We start from the raw sequence: 15,374 nt of genomic DNA, 5'->3' as shown, positions 1-15,374 counted from the left end.
TAGAAAGCTTAATATCTGCATGATGGACGATGCTATAGAAAGGATTAGTCTCATCGAATAAGTTCTACCATACCGTGACTAAACACTTAAGCCAGTAACATGGCGAAAAAAGCTACGGCCAAACTGTAACTAACTTGTTACGTAGAGCTTGTTGCGAAGTACTTGTTAATAGCTATTTACGAACAGAAATATCCACAATAAGCTATAAAAAATGCGCTAAGGAGTAATTCCATTAGCGCATTTTCGGCAGTTTAAATTTCTATTTGATAGAGAGTATTTTTTACTCTTTAGACGGTCGATAAACCTTGTCATCTACATCAGCAAATTGGCCTTTTAGTGCATCGCGGCCTTCCTTAGTAAACAACTTGCCCGAAAACTGCTTAAGCTCGATTAATAATTCCTGATGCACTTTTGATAATTTAGGCCTTTGATCTTCCCTAAACACTATCGGACGACACAGCGCCATGGCTTGGTAACCAAGGCGTGCGGTTAACATGCCGCCGCCTAAGCCTTGAGCCAAGCGAGCTGACAATTTACCTGTCATTTCAACCGATAATAACTGTGTGCCTAAATCGGTGACTAACTCACTTGTCCCCGCATAGATGATATTAATAATGATGCTGCGGATAAGTTTAATCCGGCTCCAATAACCTAGCTCTATGCCATAACAGCGGGCGACATCACGCAGCATACGTTGATTACGCCATAGGATAATCGCCATATCGAGCACAGCTAAAGGGCTAGCAGCCAGCAACACGGCTGATTCTGCCGCATATCTTCGCACCACTTTTTTCGCCAGCGCATCCCGTTCAGTAAGCACTAAATCTTCGAATAGCATGACTTTCTCGGCATCATTATGCTCATCTCTTAATGAGCGGCGAAGTTGCTGCAAACCTTGGCTATCTTTATAGTGGCAAACGATATTATCGATAAAACTGTCAGCTTCACCCATTTGCATGCTCTGCGCTAACCTTGCGCCCGTTTCTTGGGTATCAGCGACCTGTTTGAGTCGCTTAAGTTTGCGGTATTCACTGACAGCTCCCGCCAATGCCCACGCACTGACGACCCCAAGTACCGCACCATAAAAACTAAACAACCAAGGGCTTTCAAGCCATGCATCCCTTAGCCCTAATCCTGTTTGAACCACAACGAGCAGCAATAAACTCAACGCCGCAAAACGGGCTAGCCAAGACCAACGACGGGATTTAACCAGTTGAGGCGATACCGATTTAGCATCGATCATTTTAGGATGGGCTAACAATGTCTCATCCATTAACGCCTCAACATCAGCTACAACGTCTTGTACTGGCGTATGCGGATCAAAGGCTTTCGCTGCTTTGAGCTCCTCTTTGCTGGGTTTGAGCTCAACAACTTGTGAGTCAAACAGCTGCTGCTTTTTCAGCGGCTTATGTTCAGCCGAGCGTTCAAATGAGTTCGCAGAAGAATTAGAAGCCAGCTCATTAGCGTTATCCGATAGCTTTAGCGTCATTCCAACTTATCTCCCAGTAAGTACTGCAGCAAATGATCGAGACGAATATGGTCAAAGTGCACTTGAGAGGGGTCAACATTGGCATTGCTCGGCGGTGCAAAGCCGACAAAGTTAAACCCTTGTTCACGCCAAAAATGCGCTTCAGGTAAGCGAGTGGGCACTTCGCCGGGAAACAAGGTCAGGGCTTTACCGTTGAGTCCCATCCCCTGAACGACTTCGACCTCACCCTCTTGGGTCGTTACCATGCCATGGCGAGTCGCTTTGATGGCGCTAATCGCCATCGTCTCCACTTTACAGCCATCGAAACTGGCAAAATGCTGGCTGTGTTTCAACATATCGGTCAGCAGGGACAAAACATGGCTCTGCTGATCGCGCGTCACATGGTCAACCTTGCTCGCAGCAAACAATAAACGGTCGATACGGGGAGAAAATAAACGCCGTAAATAACTCGATTGGCCAAACTGAAAGCTTTCCATAATGGCATTGAGCGCCGCGCCCATATCCTCAAATTGCTTTTTACCGCGATTCAATGCACTAAAACAGTCAACGAGTACTAACTGCCGATCAAAACCGGCAAAGTGGTTTTTATAGAAAGGCTTAACCACTTTAGCCACGTATTCTTGATAGCGTTTTTCAAGCACATGAAAAGCACTGTGCTTATGACTTTGCTGTAACTTAGTAAATTCTTCACTTGTTATCAATAACAAGGGGAAAAAAGCCAATAAGGGAGCACCCTGCCATTCACCTGGCAATAACATGCGCCCAGGTTGCGCTTGGTAATAACCTTGCACGTGCACTAAATCATTGAGTAATAGCTGATATTGATCGGCAATCTGCTTTAATTGCTGTTCATCGGCGCTCGCGGCTAAATCCAATGATGTCAAAGATTGCTCAAACTCGGCATACAAGGGAGAGCTTTTAAGATTCTCGATGCGAACTTGCTGGGCACGGCACCAAGTGACAAAGTCTTGGCGCAGCATAGGTAAATCGAGTAACCATTCGCCAGGATAATCGACTATATCCAAATACAAGGTGGCGGTATCAGAAAACTTGGCAAGTAAGCCCTTCTTAGGTTGGTATTTAATCGCCAGTCGTAATTCAGAAATAGTACGGGTAGAGGCTGGCCAAGTCGCAGGTTCGGAAGTGAGCGCTAACATGGCGCCTTGATAATCAAAACTGGCGATTTCAAGATCCGGCTGCATGGCACGCTTAATCCCGAGCAAACGCTGATCGCGGCTCACCTGCCACAGTGGCAAAGCGCTGTTGTTGCGGGCGTGGGGTAAGGTTGAGACAGGTCCAGAATTGAGTAACTGATTGACTAACCCCGTGATAAACGCTGTTTTTCCTGCACCGGAAAGCCCAGTCACGGCCAAACGTAAATGCCGGTCAGCGGTGCGATGCAACAGGGATTGGCCCTTTTGGGTTAATTTATGGAGCGAGGCATCAAGCATTCCCATAGAGACTTCCCTTATGTCGAATGATGTTAACTATACACTAGAATGAAAAAGAAATTAAACAACAAGGGCGGACATGGCCGCCCTTTAGAGGGATTATAAACTGTTGATTTGTCTTTTTAAATCAAAGTTGTCAGAGGTGACGTGACGTTCTAAATTTTGTAGTCTGATTTCTAAACTTCTAAATTGACGACTCACGTCGCTCAGCGCTTGCTTTGCGGGTTCTCCCGATTGCCACGGCTTCTTCTTTAGCTCGATGTCGTCTCTATCGTAATGTTTTTGTGGCTTGATATCTAAAATCACCCACAAAGCGACATAAATGATAAATACAACACCTGAACCGCCGAGTAAGAAGATAGACACTGCTAATACTCGTACTAGCCAGGTTTCAATCGCAAAGTACTCGGCAATCCCTGCACATACACCTGCTATTTTGCCTGACTGGGGAATGCGGTACAAAGTACGACCATTAGATCCTCTCATGTTTTCCCCTCCATTCAGGCGACTCTGTATCCAGAATCGCCTCTAAGGTCTCAATACGATCTGCCATTTTATCGGCTTTAGAGATCAAATCATTGAGTTGTGAAAACTCTTCCTCTGTGAGTCCCTGGCTCACTTGTCGCTTACTGCGATAATGAAGAACTAACCATATAGGCGCGACTATCACCATAAAAATAATAATCGGCGCCATTAGCATGTCCATATCCATAACTCACCTCTGAATTGTTATTCTTTTGACTTAGTTGGCGCTTTACTTTTTATCTTGGCTTTTAGTGCTGCCAGTTCTGCATTCACAGAATCTTCCGCTTCTAGCGCCGCAAACTCATCGGCTAAAGTCTTTTTACTGCCAAGATCATAGGATTCAACTTGAGCTTCTAAGCCTTCGACACGACGCTCATATTGCTCAAATTTGAGCATAGCGTTGTCAATCTTGCTTGGATCTAACTGTTTTTTCACTTCTAAGCGTGATGACGCGGTTTGCGTGCGCAAAATAATCGTCTTTTGGCGCGCTTTAGCATCGAGCAGCTTTTCTTGCAACATGCCCACTTCATCTTTCAAGCGTGCAATATGTTCCTCGATAACGGCTAACTCTTGATTCAGCGTGTCTGCTAAACCTGTCGCTTTTTGCTTTTCAACTAAAGCGGCTTTAGCTAAATCTTCACGGTCTTTCGACAGTGCCAGTTCAGCCTTATCTTGCCAATCTTGTACTTGCTCTAACACGCGGTTGATACGGCGCTGCAGCTCTTTCTTCTCAGCTAACACTTTAGCTGAGGTAGAACGCACTTCAACGAGTGTATCTTCCATTTCTTGGATAATCAGTCGAACCATTTTTTCTGGGTCTTCTGCTTTATCCAGCAATGCGCTGATATTAGAGTTAATGATATCGGCGAAACGAGAGAAAATACCCATAATCCTATCCTCAAATTGATGTTGGTCTCGTATAAGGTAATACACTAACCGTGCCAACTATTAATTTTATAACGAATACAATAACATAAACAAAACATTAACTTTTTACTTCCTTTTACGTTCCAAGCCACCTATTATCATTTTCACCAAATTTTAGCGCGAAAGACTAAAAAATATCGTGGATAATAAATTTCAGCAAGACAACCTGATCGGTCAATCTAACGCCCTACTCGAAGTATTAGAACATGTGTCGCAACTTGCACCGCTGTCTAAACCCGTGCTGATTATTGGTGAACGTGGCACAGGTAAAGAGCTTATTGCTGAGCGCTTACATTATTTGTCCAAGCGCTGGGATCAAAGTTTTATCAAGCTAAACTGTTCATCGTTAAGTGAAAACTTACTCGAAAGTGAGTTATTTGGCCACGAATCAGGCGCTTTTACCGGCGCAAAAGGTAAACACGAAGGCCGTTTCGAGCGCGCCGATGGCGGTACGTTATTCCTTGACGAACTCGCCAACACCTCAGGACTTATTCAAGAAAAATTACTGCGCGTGATTGAGTATGGCGAATTTGAACGGGTCGGTGGCAGTAAAACTGTGCAGGCCGATGTCCGTTTAATCTGCGCCGCCAACGAAGATTTACCATCACTTGCTGAGGCAGGCGAATTTCGTGCCGACTTGTTAGATAGACTCGCGTTTGATGTCATCACGTTGCCGCCACTGCGTTGTCGTCCCGAAGATATTATGACGCTGGCGGAGTACTTCGCTATAGGAATGGCGCGGCAATTAAAACTACAACTTTTCAGCGGTTTTAGTGCCCATGCGGTAGAGCAATTAATGACCTACGATTGGCCGGGTAATATCCGCGAGCTTAAAAACGTCGTTGAGCGCAGCGTGTATCGTAATGGCGGTGAAAATTGTCCTATTGAGCATATCACCCTCGATCCCTTTGCTTCGCCTTATCGCCCTAAAATGCGAATGAAAACACGCGAACGTCAAATAGCCACAATGACGCCAACAACGGTGGCTAATGCACCACAATCAGCCCCAATAGTTGAGGCTGAAGTCCAAGCTCCAGCAGAATCTTCAGCGAATAGCTTTAATTTTCCGCTGGATTTTAAAGAGCAAACTGAGAAATATGAGATGGACCTGATTCAGCAGGCACTATCAAACAGCCAATACAACCAAAAGAAAACCGCTGATATGCTCGGATTAAGCTATCACCAACTACGTGGCATCCTCAAAAAATACAATTTACTTGATAAAGCATAAGCAGATTGCCCACGGGGGAGATGCACTGCTAAAATGGGCATTCATAGTCGATAAAATAATGATTTATAAATGAGTATGCAAATTAGACGCTGGTGCCTAACAACTGCAGTAATCTGCATGAGTTGGTTGTTGGTCGCGTGTAGTCCTCAACAACTCCCTTCTGGTTTGGTGTATTGCTCCGAAGGGAATCCTGAGTCATTTAATCCACAATTGGTGACATCTGGCACCACAATTGATGCGACTTCACATCAGATTTACAGTCGACTCATCGATTATGATACCCAATCAGGTACACTCGTCCCTGCTTTGGCAACGAGTTGGACCATGTCAGATGATGGTTTAAGCTATCGATTCACTCTCAGAGAAAATGTACAGTTCCAGCATTCAAGCCGTTTTACCCCAAGTCGAACTTTTAATGCCGACGATGTGTTGTTCTCCTTTAATCGCATTATCGATACTCAGCATCCTTATCATTTTGTCTCTCGCACTGGCTATCCCTTCTTTCAAAGTATTGGCTTTGCAAAGCAAGTTAAAAGGATTGAGAAAATTAATGAATATGAAGTGGTCTTTTATTTAACCCGTAAAGATGCGTCGTTTCTATCCAATCTAGCAACCGACTTCGCCATTATTTTGTCTGATGAATATGCACAGCAACAGTTAGCGTTAGGCCAGCCAGAAAACGTGGATCACTTTGCTATTGGCACGGGTCCCTTCACCTTAGTTCAGTATGCCAAAAATGAATATATCCGCTATCGACGCAACCCTGACTTTTGGGGAGAGCCTGCGAATGTGGATATGCTCGTATTTGATATCACGCCAAAAAGTACCACTCGACTCGCGAAACTGATTACCGGTGACTGCAGTGTATCAGCTCTACCTAAAGCCAGTGAGCTAGCCGTAATGAAACAACATGAAGAATTAAATATTGAATCTCAACCCGGGCTTAATGTGGCATTTTGGGCTTTTAATACACAGAAACCACCCTTAGATGATGTCCGTGTGCGTCGCGCCCTAGCCTACGCTGTTGATAAACAAGATATTCTACGGGCGGTTTATCAAAATACGGCCATTGAAGCGACAGGCGTCCTGCCACCGGCTTCTTGGGCCTATGAAAACAATAAAAGAGTTGATGACTATAATCCGCAAAAGGCACGTGATTTATTGCAAGAGGCGGGTATAAAAAACCTCATTATCGATATTTGGGCTATGCCAGTTGCCCGCGCTTATAACCCCAATGCGTTAAAAACGGCTGAATTAATTCAATCGGATCTGGCCAACATAGGCGTAAAAGTGAATATTATCAGTTACGATTGGAGCGTATTTACTCAAAGGCTTAGTCGTGATGAATATGATTCCGTACTCATTGGCTGGAATGCTGATAACAGCGATCCGGATAACTTTTTTACGCCATTACTGAGCTGTTCAGCAATGCAATCGAACAATAATCGGTCACGTTGGTGTAACCCTGAGTTTGATGCCCTACTAAACAGCGCGAGGGAAATTGCGGACCAAGCCGAACGTAAAGTGATTTACCAACAGGCAGAGGCCTTTTTAGCCGACCAAGTCCCCCTGCTTAGTTTTGCCCATGCCAAACGCGTTGTTTTAAAACGACATGATATTAGCAATATGCAGTTAACTCCCTTTGGCGGGATCTCCTTTGCGCATACCAGCCAAGTTCAACCGGAGGCGAATTAATGTTTACCTATCTATTACGCCGCCTTAATTTGTTCCTTGCGACCTCATTAGTGATGATAGGGGTATTATTTTATGCCACAGGTTTATTTCCAGTTGAACGTACCTATGCATTAACGGGGATCCATGCGCCAACAACAAGCCAGTTGGTTCAAATCGAACAAGACTATAAGTTAGATCAAAACTCAGGTTGGCAATTTATCGCTTACCTGCAACAGCGGCTTAGCGGTAATTTGGGCATTTCAGTAACGTCACACCAACACGTCGCTGAAGAGCTACGTTCTGTTTTACCAGCCTCTTTTGAATTAGCCACAATGGCGGCCATTATCGCCATTTGTCTCGGAGTCCCTTTAGGCGTGCTGGCCTCCCAAAGTCAGCATAAACTCACCCAAAATACCATTATGGCCATCACCTTAACTGGCTACTCAGTCCCGGTATTTTGGTTAGGATTGTATCTCTCGCTATGGTTTGGGGTCGATTTGGGTTGGTTACCCATTTCAGGTCAAATCAACCTACTATATGAAATCAAACCTATCACTGGTTTTATGTTGGTCGATACTTTGCTGTCGAAATCTGAATATGGTGTATCAGCGTTTAAAGATGCCCTACTGCATATTATTTTACCCGCGATGACCTTAGCAGTATTACCCTTTACCGTTGTCGTTCGTAGCACCCGATCAGCCATGATGAATGTAATGGATCAAACCTATATCCGCGCAGCAGAAGCGCGCGGCATGCACACTAGCACCATCATACTGCGCCACGCCTTGCCTAATGCACTCATCCCAGTGCTTAAGCATTTAGGCCTCATGCTTGGCTCATTTGCTAGCTATGCTATTGTCGTTGAAGTGATTTTCTCTTGGCCGGGGGTAGGTTCTTGGTTGGTCTCAGGCATTTATCAACGGGATTATACTGTGATCCAGGGTGGTATTCTGGCTGTTGCCCTACTGATCATCTTCCTAAGTATCTTGATTGAAGTACTGCACACAGTCTTTAATCCATTGAGTAGAAAAGACCTTTATGCAACACGTTAAAATCTTTCAAGAAGATCGAATCGCTTCTCCAGCAAAACGGGTTTGGATGACGTTTTCGGCCAATCCTTTTGCCTTAGCCGGTCTGTGGACGATTACGTTATTACTTTTACTCACCCTATTTGGCCCAATGATCGCGCCCTTTGCGCCGGAAACACAAGATCCTAGAGCCCTACTATTACCTCCCTCTTGGGATCCTTCTGGTACAGTGACGCATTTTTTAGGCACTGACGATCTTGGGCGCGATATTTTTAGTCGATTATTATACGGTGCCCATCTTACCTTTGGTATGGCGCTACTGATTGTGATGACGGCACTGACTATGGGATTTATTATCGGGTCGCTGTCGGGCATGATGCGAGGGTTAAAATCCAGTATTCTTGCCCATTTACTCGATGCGCTTCTATCAATCCCATCGTTATTAATGGCCATTTTAGTCGTCGCCGTGATGGGACCAGGGTTAGAAAATGTTTTTTGGGCTGTTGGTATCGCGTTAACCCCGCAATTTGTACGCTCAATTCATCATTCAGTGCATGAGGAGTTACAAAAAGAATACGTAACTGCCGCGCGTTTAGATGGCGCGAACTCACTGCAAATTTTTTGGTATGTGATCATGCCAAACGTCTGGGAAGTGGTCATTATTCAAACTACACTGGCTATTTCTGCGGCAATTTTAGATATTGCAGCCCTCGGTTTTTTAAACTTAGGCGCACAAGCACCAAGTCCTGAATGGGGCGCTATGGTGGCACAAGGCATGGATAATCTATTAACTGCACCATGGGCTGTGACCATTCCGGGTTTAGCAATTCTCTTCAGTGTGCTGGCCATTAACTTGGTTGGTGATGGCTTACGGTCGGCGCTTGCGCCCATCAGAAACTAACTTATGCCTTTACTCGACATACGCAATCTAACGATTGAACTCGATACTCCCCACGGCCGAGTGCGGGCACTTGAAAATGTCAGCTTAACCCTTAATGCTGGTGAAATTCATGGCCTAGTCGGTGAGTCTGGTTCAGGCCGTAGTTTATTAGCAAGGGCGATCTTAGGAATACCGGGACCTAGCTGGACGATTACCGCTGACCGTATGATGTGGGATGGTAGTAACCTGATGGCCATGAGCTCAAAAGAGCGTCGTAACCTGATGGGCTCAGATATTGCGATGATTTTTCAAGACCCCTCGGGTAGCTTAGATCCCACTCAAACCATTGGCCGCCAATTAATGCCGGCGATGCCTAAAAATCCAAATACTTATTTTTGGAAACGGCGCAGACATGCGCGACTTACAGCACAAAAATGGTTACATAAAGTCGGGATTAAAAATCCTCGGCAAGTCATGTCAAGCTATGCATGGCAGCTATCTGAAGGTGAGTGCCAAAAGGTGATGATCGCTATGGCGGTGGCTAACCAACCTCGCCTTTTAATTGCCGACGAACCGACAAGCTCAATGGAGCTCAGTACTCAAGCACAAATTTTCAGGCTATTATCGCAATTAAATCAATTACAAAACGTATCGATTTTATTGATAAGCCACGAGCTGGAAACCTTAGCCCAATGGTGCGATCACTTATCGGTACTCTATTGTGGTCAAGTGATGGAATCAGGACCGACGGACGATGTCATCAAGCAGCCCTATCATCCTTACACCAAAGCACTGCTGGATAATATGCCCGGCTATTCTGGTATCATTGGACACAAAGCCATCATGGCTACATTACCAGGCTCAGCCCCTGCATTGCAGCATTTACCTATTGGTTGCCGTTTAGGGCCCCGTTGTCCTGAAGCACAAAAAAAATGCGTTCATCAGCCAAAGTTGAGTCATATAAAAGACCGCTATTTTGCCTGTCATTTTCCTTATCACGGCGACACTCCAAATGACGACCCCACTGCTTAAAGTTAACGACCTTTATAAAAGGTACGATATTGGTTATAAAGGATTTTCGCGTCAGTATAAGAATGCGCTAGCCCCGATTTCCTTTGAGTTAAACCGCGGTGAAACCTTAGCTATCGTCGGTGAAACGGGTTCGGGAAAAAGTACACTCGCACGGATTTTAGTTGGCGCGGAGCCTCGCAGCGGTGGTGAAATATTATTTGAGGGGGAAGCATTAGACAGCCGTAATCTTAAGCAAAGATGTCGCTTAATCAGGATGATTTTCCAAGATCCGAATACCTCGCTTAATCCGCGGCTAACAATAGGGCAACTACTCGATGAACCCTTAAAATTCAACACTCAATTATCATCACACTCGCGTCAAACGCAAGTGGTGGATGCGTTGAGAAAAGTAGGGTTATTACCCGAGCATGCCGACTTTTATCCGCATATGATTTCTGAAGGTCAAAAACAACGGGTTGCAGTTGCACGAGCCTTAATGTTAAATCCTAAAATCATTATTGCCGATGAAGCATTAACAGCTTTGGATCTTTCGGTACGCTCGCAAATTTTGAATTTGCTGCTGAAATTACAAAAAGAACTCGGTTTGTCCTATATCTTCGTATCCCATAATCTCAATATTATTCGCCATGTCAGCGATAAAATAATGGTGCTTCACAAAGGCATTATGGTTGAGAAAGCATCGACAGAACAGATGTTTAGCTCACCTCAGCATGAATACACCCAGAGGTTGATTCAAGAGCAAAGTGTGTTTATCCACAAACGTTAAACTGCTCCAACCACTTAAGTAATCGGATGAATTGGCTAAAAATAGGTGCCATTTACCCGCTTAAATATTTATCCTATTGGCTATTTTGATAGAAGAGCTTAAACATGATTATCAAACCAAAAATTCGTGGATTCATTTGTACCACTACACATCCAGTTGGTTGTGAAGCAAACGTGAAAGAACAAATCACCTTTACCAAAGCAAAAGGTAAAATAGCTAATGGCCCTAAAAAGGTATTAGTAGTGGGTTCATCAAGCGGTTATGGCTTGTCTTCTCGTATTGCAGCAGCATTTGGTAGCGATGCTGCCACCATTGGGGTGTTCTTTGAAAAACCGGGGACTGAAACTAAACCGGGTACTGCAGGTTGGTACAACACTGCAGCCTTTGATAAGTTTGCTAAGGCAGAGGGTTTATATTCTAAAAGTGTTAACGGTGATGCATTTAGTCACGAAGCAAAACAAAAAGTTATCGAGCTCATTAAGCAAGATCTTGGTGAAATCGATATGGTCGTTTACTCACTGGCTTCGCCTGTGCGTAAACTACCGGATTCTGGTGAGTTAATTCGCTCAGCCTTAAAACCAATTGGCGAAACTTACACCGCGACTGCCGTTGATACCAATAAAGACTGCATTATTGAAGCCACAGTAGAGCCTGCAACTGAACAAGAGATTGCAGATACGGTTACCGTAATGGGCGGCGAAGATTGGGAACTGTGGATCAAAGCCTTATCTGACGCTGGCGTTTTAGCCGATAACTGTAAGACAGTTGCCTATAGCTACATTGGTACTGAACTCACTTGGCCTATCTACTGGCACGGCGCACTTGGCAAGGCCAAGATGGATCTCGATCGTGCGGCAAAAGCCTTAAATGAGCAACTGTCTAGCACGGGTGGCAGTGCCAATGTTGCAGTGCTTAAAAGCGTAGTGACTCAAGCAAGTTCAGCTATCCCTGTGATGCCATTATATATTGCTATGGTATTCAAAAAAATGCGCCAAGAAGGTCTCCATGAGGGTTGTATGGAGCAAATTTATCGTCTATTTACCGAGCGTCTATTCCGCGCTGACGGCGCTAAACCCGAGACAGACAGCGACAACCGCTTGCGCCTAGATGACTGGGAACTGCGTGAAGATATTCAGCAGCACTGCCGTAATTTATGGCCACAAGTCACGACTGAAAACCTATCAGAACTAACTGATTACCGTGAATATAAAGCCGAATTCATTAAGTTATTTGGCTTTGGTATCGAAGGCATTGATTACGATGCTGACGTTAACCCCTATGTTGAGTTTGACGTTATTGAGCTCTAATCAACGCTAATAATTAGTTAGCGCTCACAAAAGCATTAAACGCCACTTTTTAGTGGCGTTTTTATTTATAACGCTATGATTAAAATGGTTATACTAGCTTTGTTAATTTATAAAAAATATTTATCATGTCCAGCACTTTTCAGTCGGTAAGCTCACACATGCTGTATTAGATAAACTGAGCTGTCATCCGTCAGAAAGACGCTGAACTGATTGAATATTAAAACTCTTAGTTTGAAATACTCTATAAGGAAATATAATGAAAATTAGCGCAAGAAACACACTCAGCGGCACAATAAAATCAATCGAAATGGGCGCCGTTAATAATGAAGTCACAATTGAGCTCGCACCTGGCGTAGTATTAACGTCAGTGGTCACTAAAGCTTCCTGTGAGCGTCTTGGCCTTAAAGTGGGTGATTCTGCCTATGCACTCATCAAAGCCAGTAGCGTGATGATAGGCGTTGACGACTAGCCCCGAATCATTAGTACTGAGTAATGGCTTATTATTGTATTGATAGATAAATAAAACCGCCCTCTTTTAAAAAAAAAGAACTAGAAAACAAAAAGGCCAAGTAAAATTACTTGGCCTTTTTAATTAACATTTATCAGTAGCATGGCAGGTTTACCCCGCCACCTTATACTTGGACTACTCAGCTACAGGATAAAGCACCTTAGCGTTAGCTTTTAACGAATCAATCAGCCCACGGTAGTCTGCTTCACTGTATTGTGCGTTCAAGCGTTGTTTAAGCGCATTAACGAGCTCATCGTTTACGCCTTCTGCTACGTTAACTTTATCGAGTGCAACGACGGCATAACCATTGGCTAAAGCAACAATGTCTACAACCGCAGTTGAGCTAGGTGTTGGCATTTGGAACGCCTTACCTACAATTGCAGCGTCTACGTCCTGCGCATCACGAGCGAGCTTAACTTTAGACACGAATGCCAAATCAGTTGCACCGGCCTTCACCTGTGCCATCAACTCTTGCGCTTTAGCACGCGCAGCATCATTGGCTTGTTCTTGCTTTAAACGTTCCACAATGCTGTCTTTTACTTCAGCTAACGCCATTGTGCCCGCATCACGATGCTCTTTTATACGAATAACCACAACATGGTTAGGCTCAAGCTCAATCACTTCACTGTTTAATCCTTTCAGCATAACCGTGTCAGAGAAAGCAGCTTTGACTAAGTCAGGCTTGTTCAGCGCAGCAGGAACGTTATCGCGAGAAAACAGAGTTGTAGTCTTAACATCGACACCCACTGCTTTTGCGGTTTCAGATAGTGTATCTGGTACTTCGTAGCTGGTATCTGCTAATTTGCTTTGTAAGCTATAAAACTGATCAACAGCGTGCTTATCTTGCAACTGAGCGACAATTTTAGCTTTAACATCATCAAATGGTACTGTTGCACCGGCTTGCACATCTAATAACTTAATAATGTGGAAACCAAAGTCAGTTTTAACGACTGCTGAATGTTGACCTTTATTTAATGCAAACAATGCAGCATCAAAAGACGGGTCCATTACGCCAGGTTCAAACCAATCCAGCTTGCCGCCCTGCTCAGCACTCAAGGTATCATCTGAATTTGTTTTTGCTAATGCAGCAAAATCGGCGCCATTATCTAATTGCTTAACGATATCTTCTGCTTTGGTTTTTGCCGCAGCTTCATCACTGCCTGGCATGACCAAAATATGTGCTGCTAAACGCTTTTCATTAGACACGTATTGCACTTTATGTTCTTCGTAATAAGCTCGCGCTTCATCATCTGAAACTGGGCTATTTTTAGCGAAATCGGCAGCATTTAACTCAACATATTCTAAGCTCACCATTTCAGGGCTAATAAACTGCCCTTGGTTAGCGTCGTAATAATTTTTGACTTGTTCATCGCTGACAACTGCGGTCGCGAAGAAAGGAGCGGAGTCGACAAGTAAATAACGCACATCACGTGTTTGGCCTTGAAGTTCTGCCAATTGCTTAGCTTCACCAGGCAAAACAAACTCAGTGCCAATAAGCGCTGCAGTTAACTGACGACGGGTCATATCGACACGCATCATATCTCTGAAAGCTTGAGGCTGATAACCTAACTGGCGCAAAATAGCTTGATAACGATCATTATCAAATCTGCCATCCGTTTGGAATGCCGGTTCAGTTTTAACTGCATTAATAATCTGTTCGTCAGAAACGCGCAGACCCATAGCTTTAGCCGCTTGGTCAATTAATTTATCAGCAACTAAGCGCTCTAATACGCTTTGTTTAATGCTTTCTAGGTATCTTTCGTCTGCCGATAATGCGGCAAACATTTCACCGAGTTGTTGCTCCATACGAGAGCGCTCGCTCTGGTAGGCTTGTTCTAATTCTGCTTTAGTGATCATGTCACCATTAACTTCTGCTGCGGGTTCATCAGTGGTTGAGCCTAAGTAGCTACTGACTCCTGCGAATGCAAAAGATAAAATCACAAGTACGAGAATGCTTTTAGCAATCACGCCTTGCGAACCGTCGCGGATCTTTTCTAACATCAGATTTCTCGCTTGTTGCGATTAACAAAATAAAAAGGCGCATCAGTTCGAGATGCGCCTTTCTGTAATTTATGGGGATGATTCAGACGCTACCACAGGTAATCTCTAAAACCCCGAGTAATGGTAGAAACTAAGCTTCATATTCCATTACTTTCAATTCGTAAAAAGCACTGATAAACAGTGCTTGTGATTACGAACGCCTTACAAAGGCTACGATATTAATGATTAGTTAACAGCGTCTTTCAGTGCTTTACCGGCTTTGAATGCTGGAATTTTAGCTGCTGCGATTTTGATCTCTTCACCCGTTTGTGGGTTGCGACCAGTACGCTCAGCGCGTTCACGCACTTCAAAAGTACCAAAACCAACAAGAGAAATCTTATCGCCTTCTTTCAGACCTTCAGTCACAGCAGCGATAAAAGAATCCAGTGCGCGGCCAGCAGCGGCTTTAGAAATGTCAGCACCAGATGCGATTTTCTCGATTAGTTCAGATTTGTTCATGTCATCCCCTTGAATGTAATTTTTTTTGCGCCGCAACCAAATCCATGTCTAGAGCGG

15 protein-coding genes are annotated in these 15,374 nt (G+C 44.3%); 8 read left to right on the top strand and 7 right to left on the bottom strand.

The window, feature by feature from the left end:
• Nucleotides 1-280 precede the first annotated feature (280 nt).
• From ACRN9H_RS10755 to pspA, 5 genes are all read right to left on the bottom strand, one after another.
• Nucleotides 281-1,489, bottom strand: a complete 1,209-nt coding sequence (locus tag ACRN9H_RS10755) for a TIGR01620 family protein (protein ID WP_432313646.1) — start codon at nt 1,487-1,489, stop codon at nt 281-283.
• Entirely contained in the window at nt 1,486-2,946 is a 1,461-nt protein-coding gene (locus tag ACRN9H_RS10750; RefSeq protein ID WP_432313645.1) for a YcjX family protein, read from the bottom strand. Before ACRN9H_RS10750 ends, ACRN9H_RS10755 begins: the two co-directional genes overlap by 4 nt.
• Before the next feature lie 93 nt (nt 2,947-3,039).
• The gene (gene pspC, locus ACRN9H_RS10745; protein ID WP_432313644.1) at nt 3,040-3,426 is read right to left on the bottom strand and encodes an envelope stress response membrane protein PspC; all 387 of its coding nucleotides are present in this window, start codon (nt 3,424-3,426) and stop codon (nt 3,040-3,042) included.
• The gene (gene pspB / locus ACRN9H_RS10740; protein WP_432313643.1) at nt 3,413-3,652 is read right to left on the bottom strand and encodes an envelope stress response membrane protein PspB; all 240 of its coding nucleotides are present in this window, start codon (nt 3,650-3,652) and stop codon (nt 3,413-3,415) included. The genes pspC and pspB overlap by 14 nt, the downstream gene beginning before the upstream one ends.
• 17 nt (nt 3,653-3,669) lie before the next feature.
• Complete coding sequence (pspA, locus tag ACRN9H_RS10735) at nt 3,670-4,353, bottom strand: phage shock protein PspA (RefSeq protein ID WP_432313642.1); 684 nt, start codon at nt 4,351-4,353, stop codon at nt 3,670-3,672.
• A gap of 178 nt (nt 4,354-4,531) precedes the next feature.
• On the opposite strand from pspA, the gene pspF reads away from it, so the two are divergent.
• The 8 genes from pspF to ACRN9H_RS10695 all read left to right on the top strand — a co-directional run bounded on the left by pspF (nt 4,532) and on the right by ACRN9H_RS10695 (nt 12,779).
• On the top strand, nt 4,532-5,623 hold the full coding sequence (pspF, locus tag ACRN9H_RS10730; RefSeq protein WP_432313641.1) for a phage shock protein operon transcriptional activator: 1,092 nt from the start codon (nt 4,532-4,534) through the stop codon (nt 5,621-5,623).
• Nucleotides 5,624-5,692: 69 nt separating this feature from the next.
• The gene (locus ACRN9H_RS10725) at nt 5,693-7,318 is read left to right on the top strand and encodes an ABC transporter substrate-binding protein (RefSeq protein ID WP_432313640.1); all 1,626 of its coding nucleotides are present in this window, start codon (nt 5,693-5,695) and stop codon (nt 7,316-7,318) included.
• Nucleotides 7,318-8,349 carry an ABC transporter permease gene (locus ACRN9H_RS10720; protein WP_432313639.1) on the top strand — a complete coding sequence of 344 codons (1,032 nt, stop codon included), beginning with the start codon at nt 7,318-7,320 and terminating at the stop codon, nt 8,347-8,349. The genes ACRN9H_RS10725 and ACRN9H_RS10720 overlap by 1 nt, the downstream gene beginning before the upstream one ends.
• Nucleotides 8,336-9,226 (top strand): ABC transporter permease subunit, encoded by an 891-nt coding sequence (locus ACRN9H_RS10715; protein ID WP_432313638.1) that lies wholly within the window; start codon nt 8,336-8,338, stop codon nt 9,224-9,226. Before ACRN9H_RS10720 ends, ACRN9H_RS10715 begins: the two co-directional genes overlap by 14 nt.
• A gap of 3 nt (nt 9,227-9,229) precedes the next feature.
• Nucleotides 9,230-10,237: a peptide ABC transporter ATP-binding protein gene (locus tag ACRN9H_RS10710; protein ID WP_432313637.1), complete on the top strand. Its 1,008-nt coding sequence runs from the start codon at nt 9,230-9,232 to the stop codon at nt 10,235-10,237.
• Nucleotides 10,218-11,003 carry a peptide ABC transporter ATP-binding protein gene (locus ACRN9H_RS10705; RefSeq protein WP_432313636.1) on the top strand — a complete coding sequence of 262 codons (786 nt, stop codon included), beginning with the start codon at nt 10,218-10,220 and terminating at the stop codon, nt 11,001-11,003. The genes ACRN9H_RS10710 and ACRN9H_RS10705 overlap by 20 nt, the downstream gene beginning before the upstream one ends.
• A gap of 104 nt (nt 11,004-11,107) precedes the next feature.
• Complete coding sequence (gene fabV / locus ACRN9H_RS10700; protein WP_432313635.1) at nt 11,108-12,310, top strand: enoyl-ACP reductase FabV; 1,203 nt, start codon at nt 11,108-11,110, stop codon at nt 12,308-12,310.
• A gap of 256 nt (nt 12,311-12,566) precedes the next feature.
• On the top strand, nt 12,567-12,779 hold the full coding sequence (locus ACRN9H_RS10695; RefSeq protein WP_006085368.1) for a TOBE domain-containing protein: 213 nt from the start codon (nt 12,567-12,569) through the stop codon (nt 12,777-12,779).
• Between the two features lie 174 nt (nt 12,780-12,953).
• On the opposite strand, the gene ACRN9H_RS10690 is transcribed toward ACRN9H_RS10695, so the two are convergent.
• Both ACRN9H_RS10690 and hupB read right to left on the bottom strand, forming a co-directional pair.
• The gene (locus ACRN9H_RS10690) at nt 12,954-14,819 is read right to left on the bottom strand and encodes a SurA N-terminal domain-containing protein (protein WP_432313634.1); all 1,866 of its coding nucleotides are present in this window, start codon (nt 14,817-14,819) and stop codon (nt 12,954-12,956) included.
• Nucleotides 14,820-15,044: 225 nt separating this feature from the next.
• The gene (gene hupB, locus ACRN9H_RS10685) at nt 15,045-15,317 is read right to left on the bottom strand and encodes a nucleoid-associated protein HU-beta (RefSeq protein ID WP_006081127.1); all 273 of its coding nucleotides are present in this window, start codon (nt 15,315-15,317) and stop codon (nt 15,045-15,047) included.
• Between the last annotated feature and the right edge of the window lie 57 nt (nt 15,318-15,374).

This window comes from Shewanella sp. MF08487 (assembly GCF_050848685.1).
GTDB classification, from domain to species: Bacteria; Pseudomonadota; Gammaproteobacteria; order Enterobacterales; family Shewanellaceae; genus Shewanella; species Shewanella glacialipiscicola.
The sequence above is the reverse complement of the archived record's forward strand: the minus strand, read 5'-3'. Positions and strand labels throughout refer to the sequence as shown.

Bases quoted from the DNA above. Each gene is read 5' to 3' on its own strand.
- pspC (WP_432313644.1), bottom strand. From the start codon at position 3,426: ATGAGAGGATCTAATGGTCGTACTTTGTACCGCATTCCCCAGTCAGGC.
- ACRN9H_RS10750 (WP_432313645.1), bottom strand. From the start codon at position 2,946: ATGGGAATGCTTGATGCCTCGCTCCATAAATTAACCCAAAAGGGCCAA.
- pspB (WP_432313643.1), bottom strand. From the start codon at position 3,652: ATGGATATGGACATGCTAATGGCGCCGATTATTATTTTTATGGTGATA.
- ACRN9H_RS10755 (WP_432313646.1), bottom strand. From the start codon at position 1,489: ATGACGCTAAAGCTATCGGATAACGCTAATGAGCTGGCTTCTAATTCT.
- ACRN9H_RS10710 (WP_432313637.1), top strand. From the start codon at position 9,230: ATGCCTTTACTCGACATACGCAATCTAACGATTGAACTCGATACTCCC.
- ACRN9H_RS10705 (WP_432313636.1), top strand. From the start codon at position 10,218: ATGACGACCCCACTGCTTAAAGTTAACGACCTTTATAAAAGGTACGAT.
- ACRN9H_RS10720 (WP_432313639.1), top strand. From the start codon at position 7,318: ATGTTTACCTATCTATTACGCCGCCTTAATTTGTTCCTTGCGACCTCA.
- pspA (WP_432313642.1), bottom strand. From the start codon at position 4,353: ATGGGTATTTTCTCTCGTTTCGCCGATATCATTAACTCTAATATCAGC.
- ACRN9H_RS10715 (WP_432313638.1), top strand. From the start codon at position 8,336: ATGCAACACGTTAAAATCTTTCAAGAAGATCGAATCGCTTCTCCAGCA.
- ACRN9H_RS10690 (WP_432313634.1), bottom strand. From the start codon at position 14,819: ATGTTAGAAAAGATCCGCGACGGTTCGCAAGGCGTGATTGCTAAAAGC.
- ACRN9H_RS10695 (WP_006085368.1), top strand. From the start codon at position 12,567: ATGAAAATTAGCGCAAGAAACACACTCAGCGGCACAATAAAATCAATC.
- fabV (WP_432313635.1), top strand. From the start codon at position 11,108: ATGATTATCAAACCAAAAATTCGTGGATTCATTTGTACCACTACACAT.
- hupB (WP_006081127.1), bottom strand. From the start codon at position 15,317: ATGAACAAATCTGAACTAATCGAGAAAATCGCATCTGGTGCTGACATT.
- ACRN9H_RS10725 (WP_432313640.1), top strand. From the start codon at position 5,693: ATGAGTATGCAAATTAGACGCTGGTGCCTAACAACTGCAGTAATCTGC.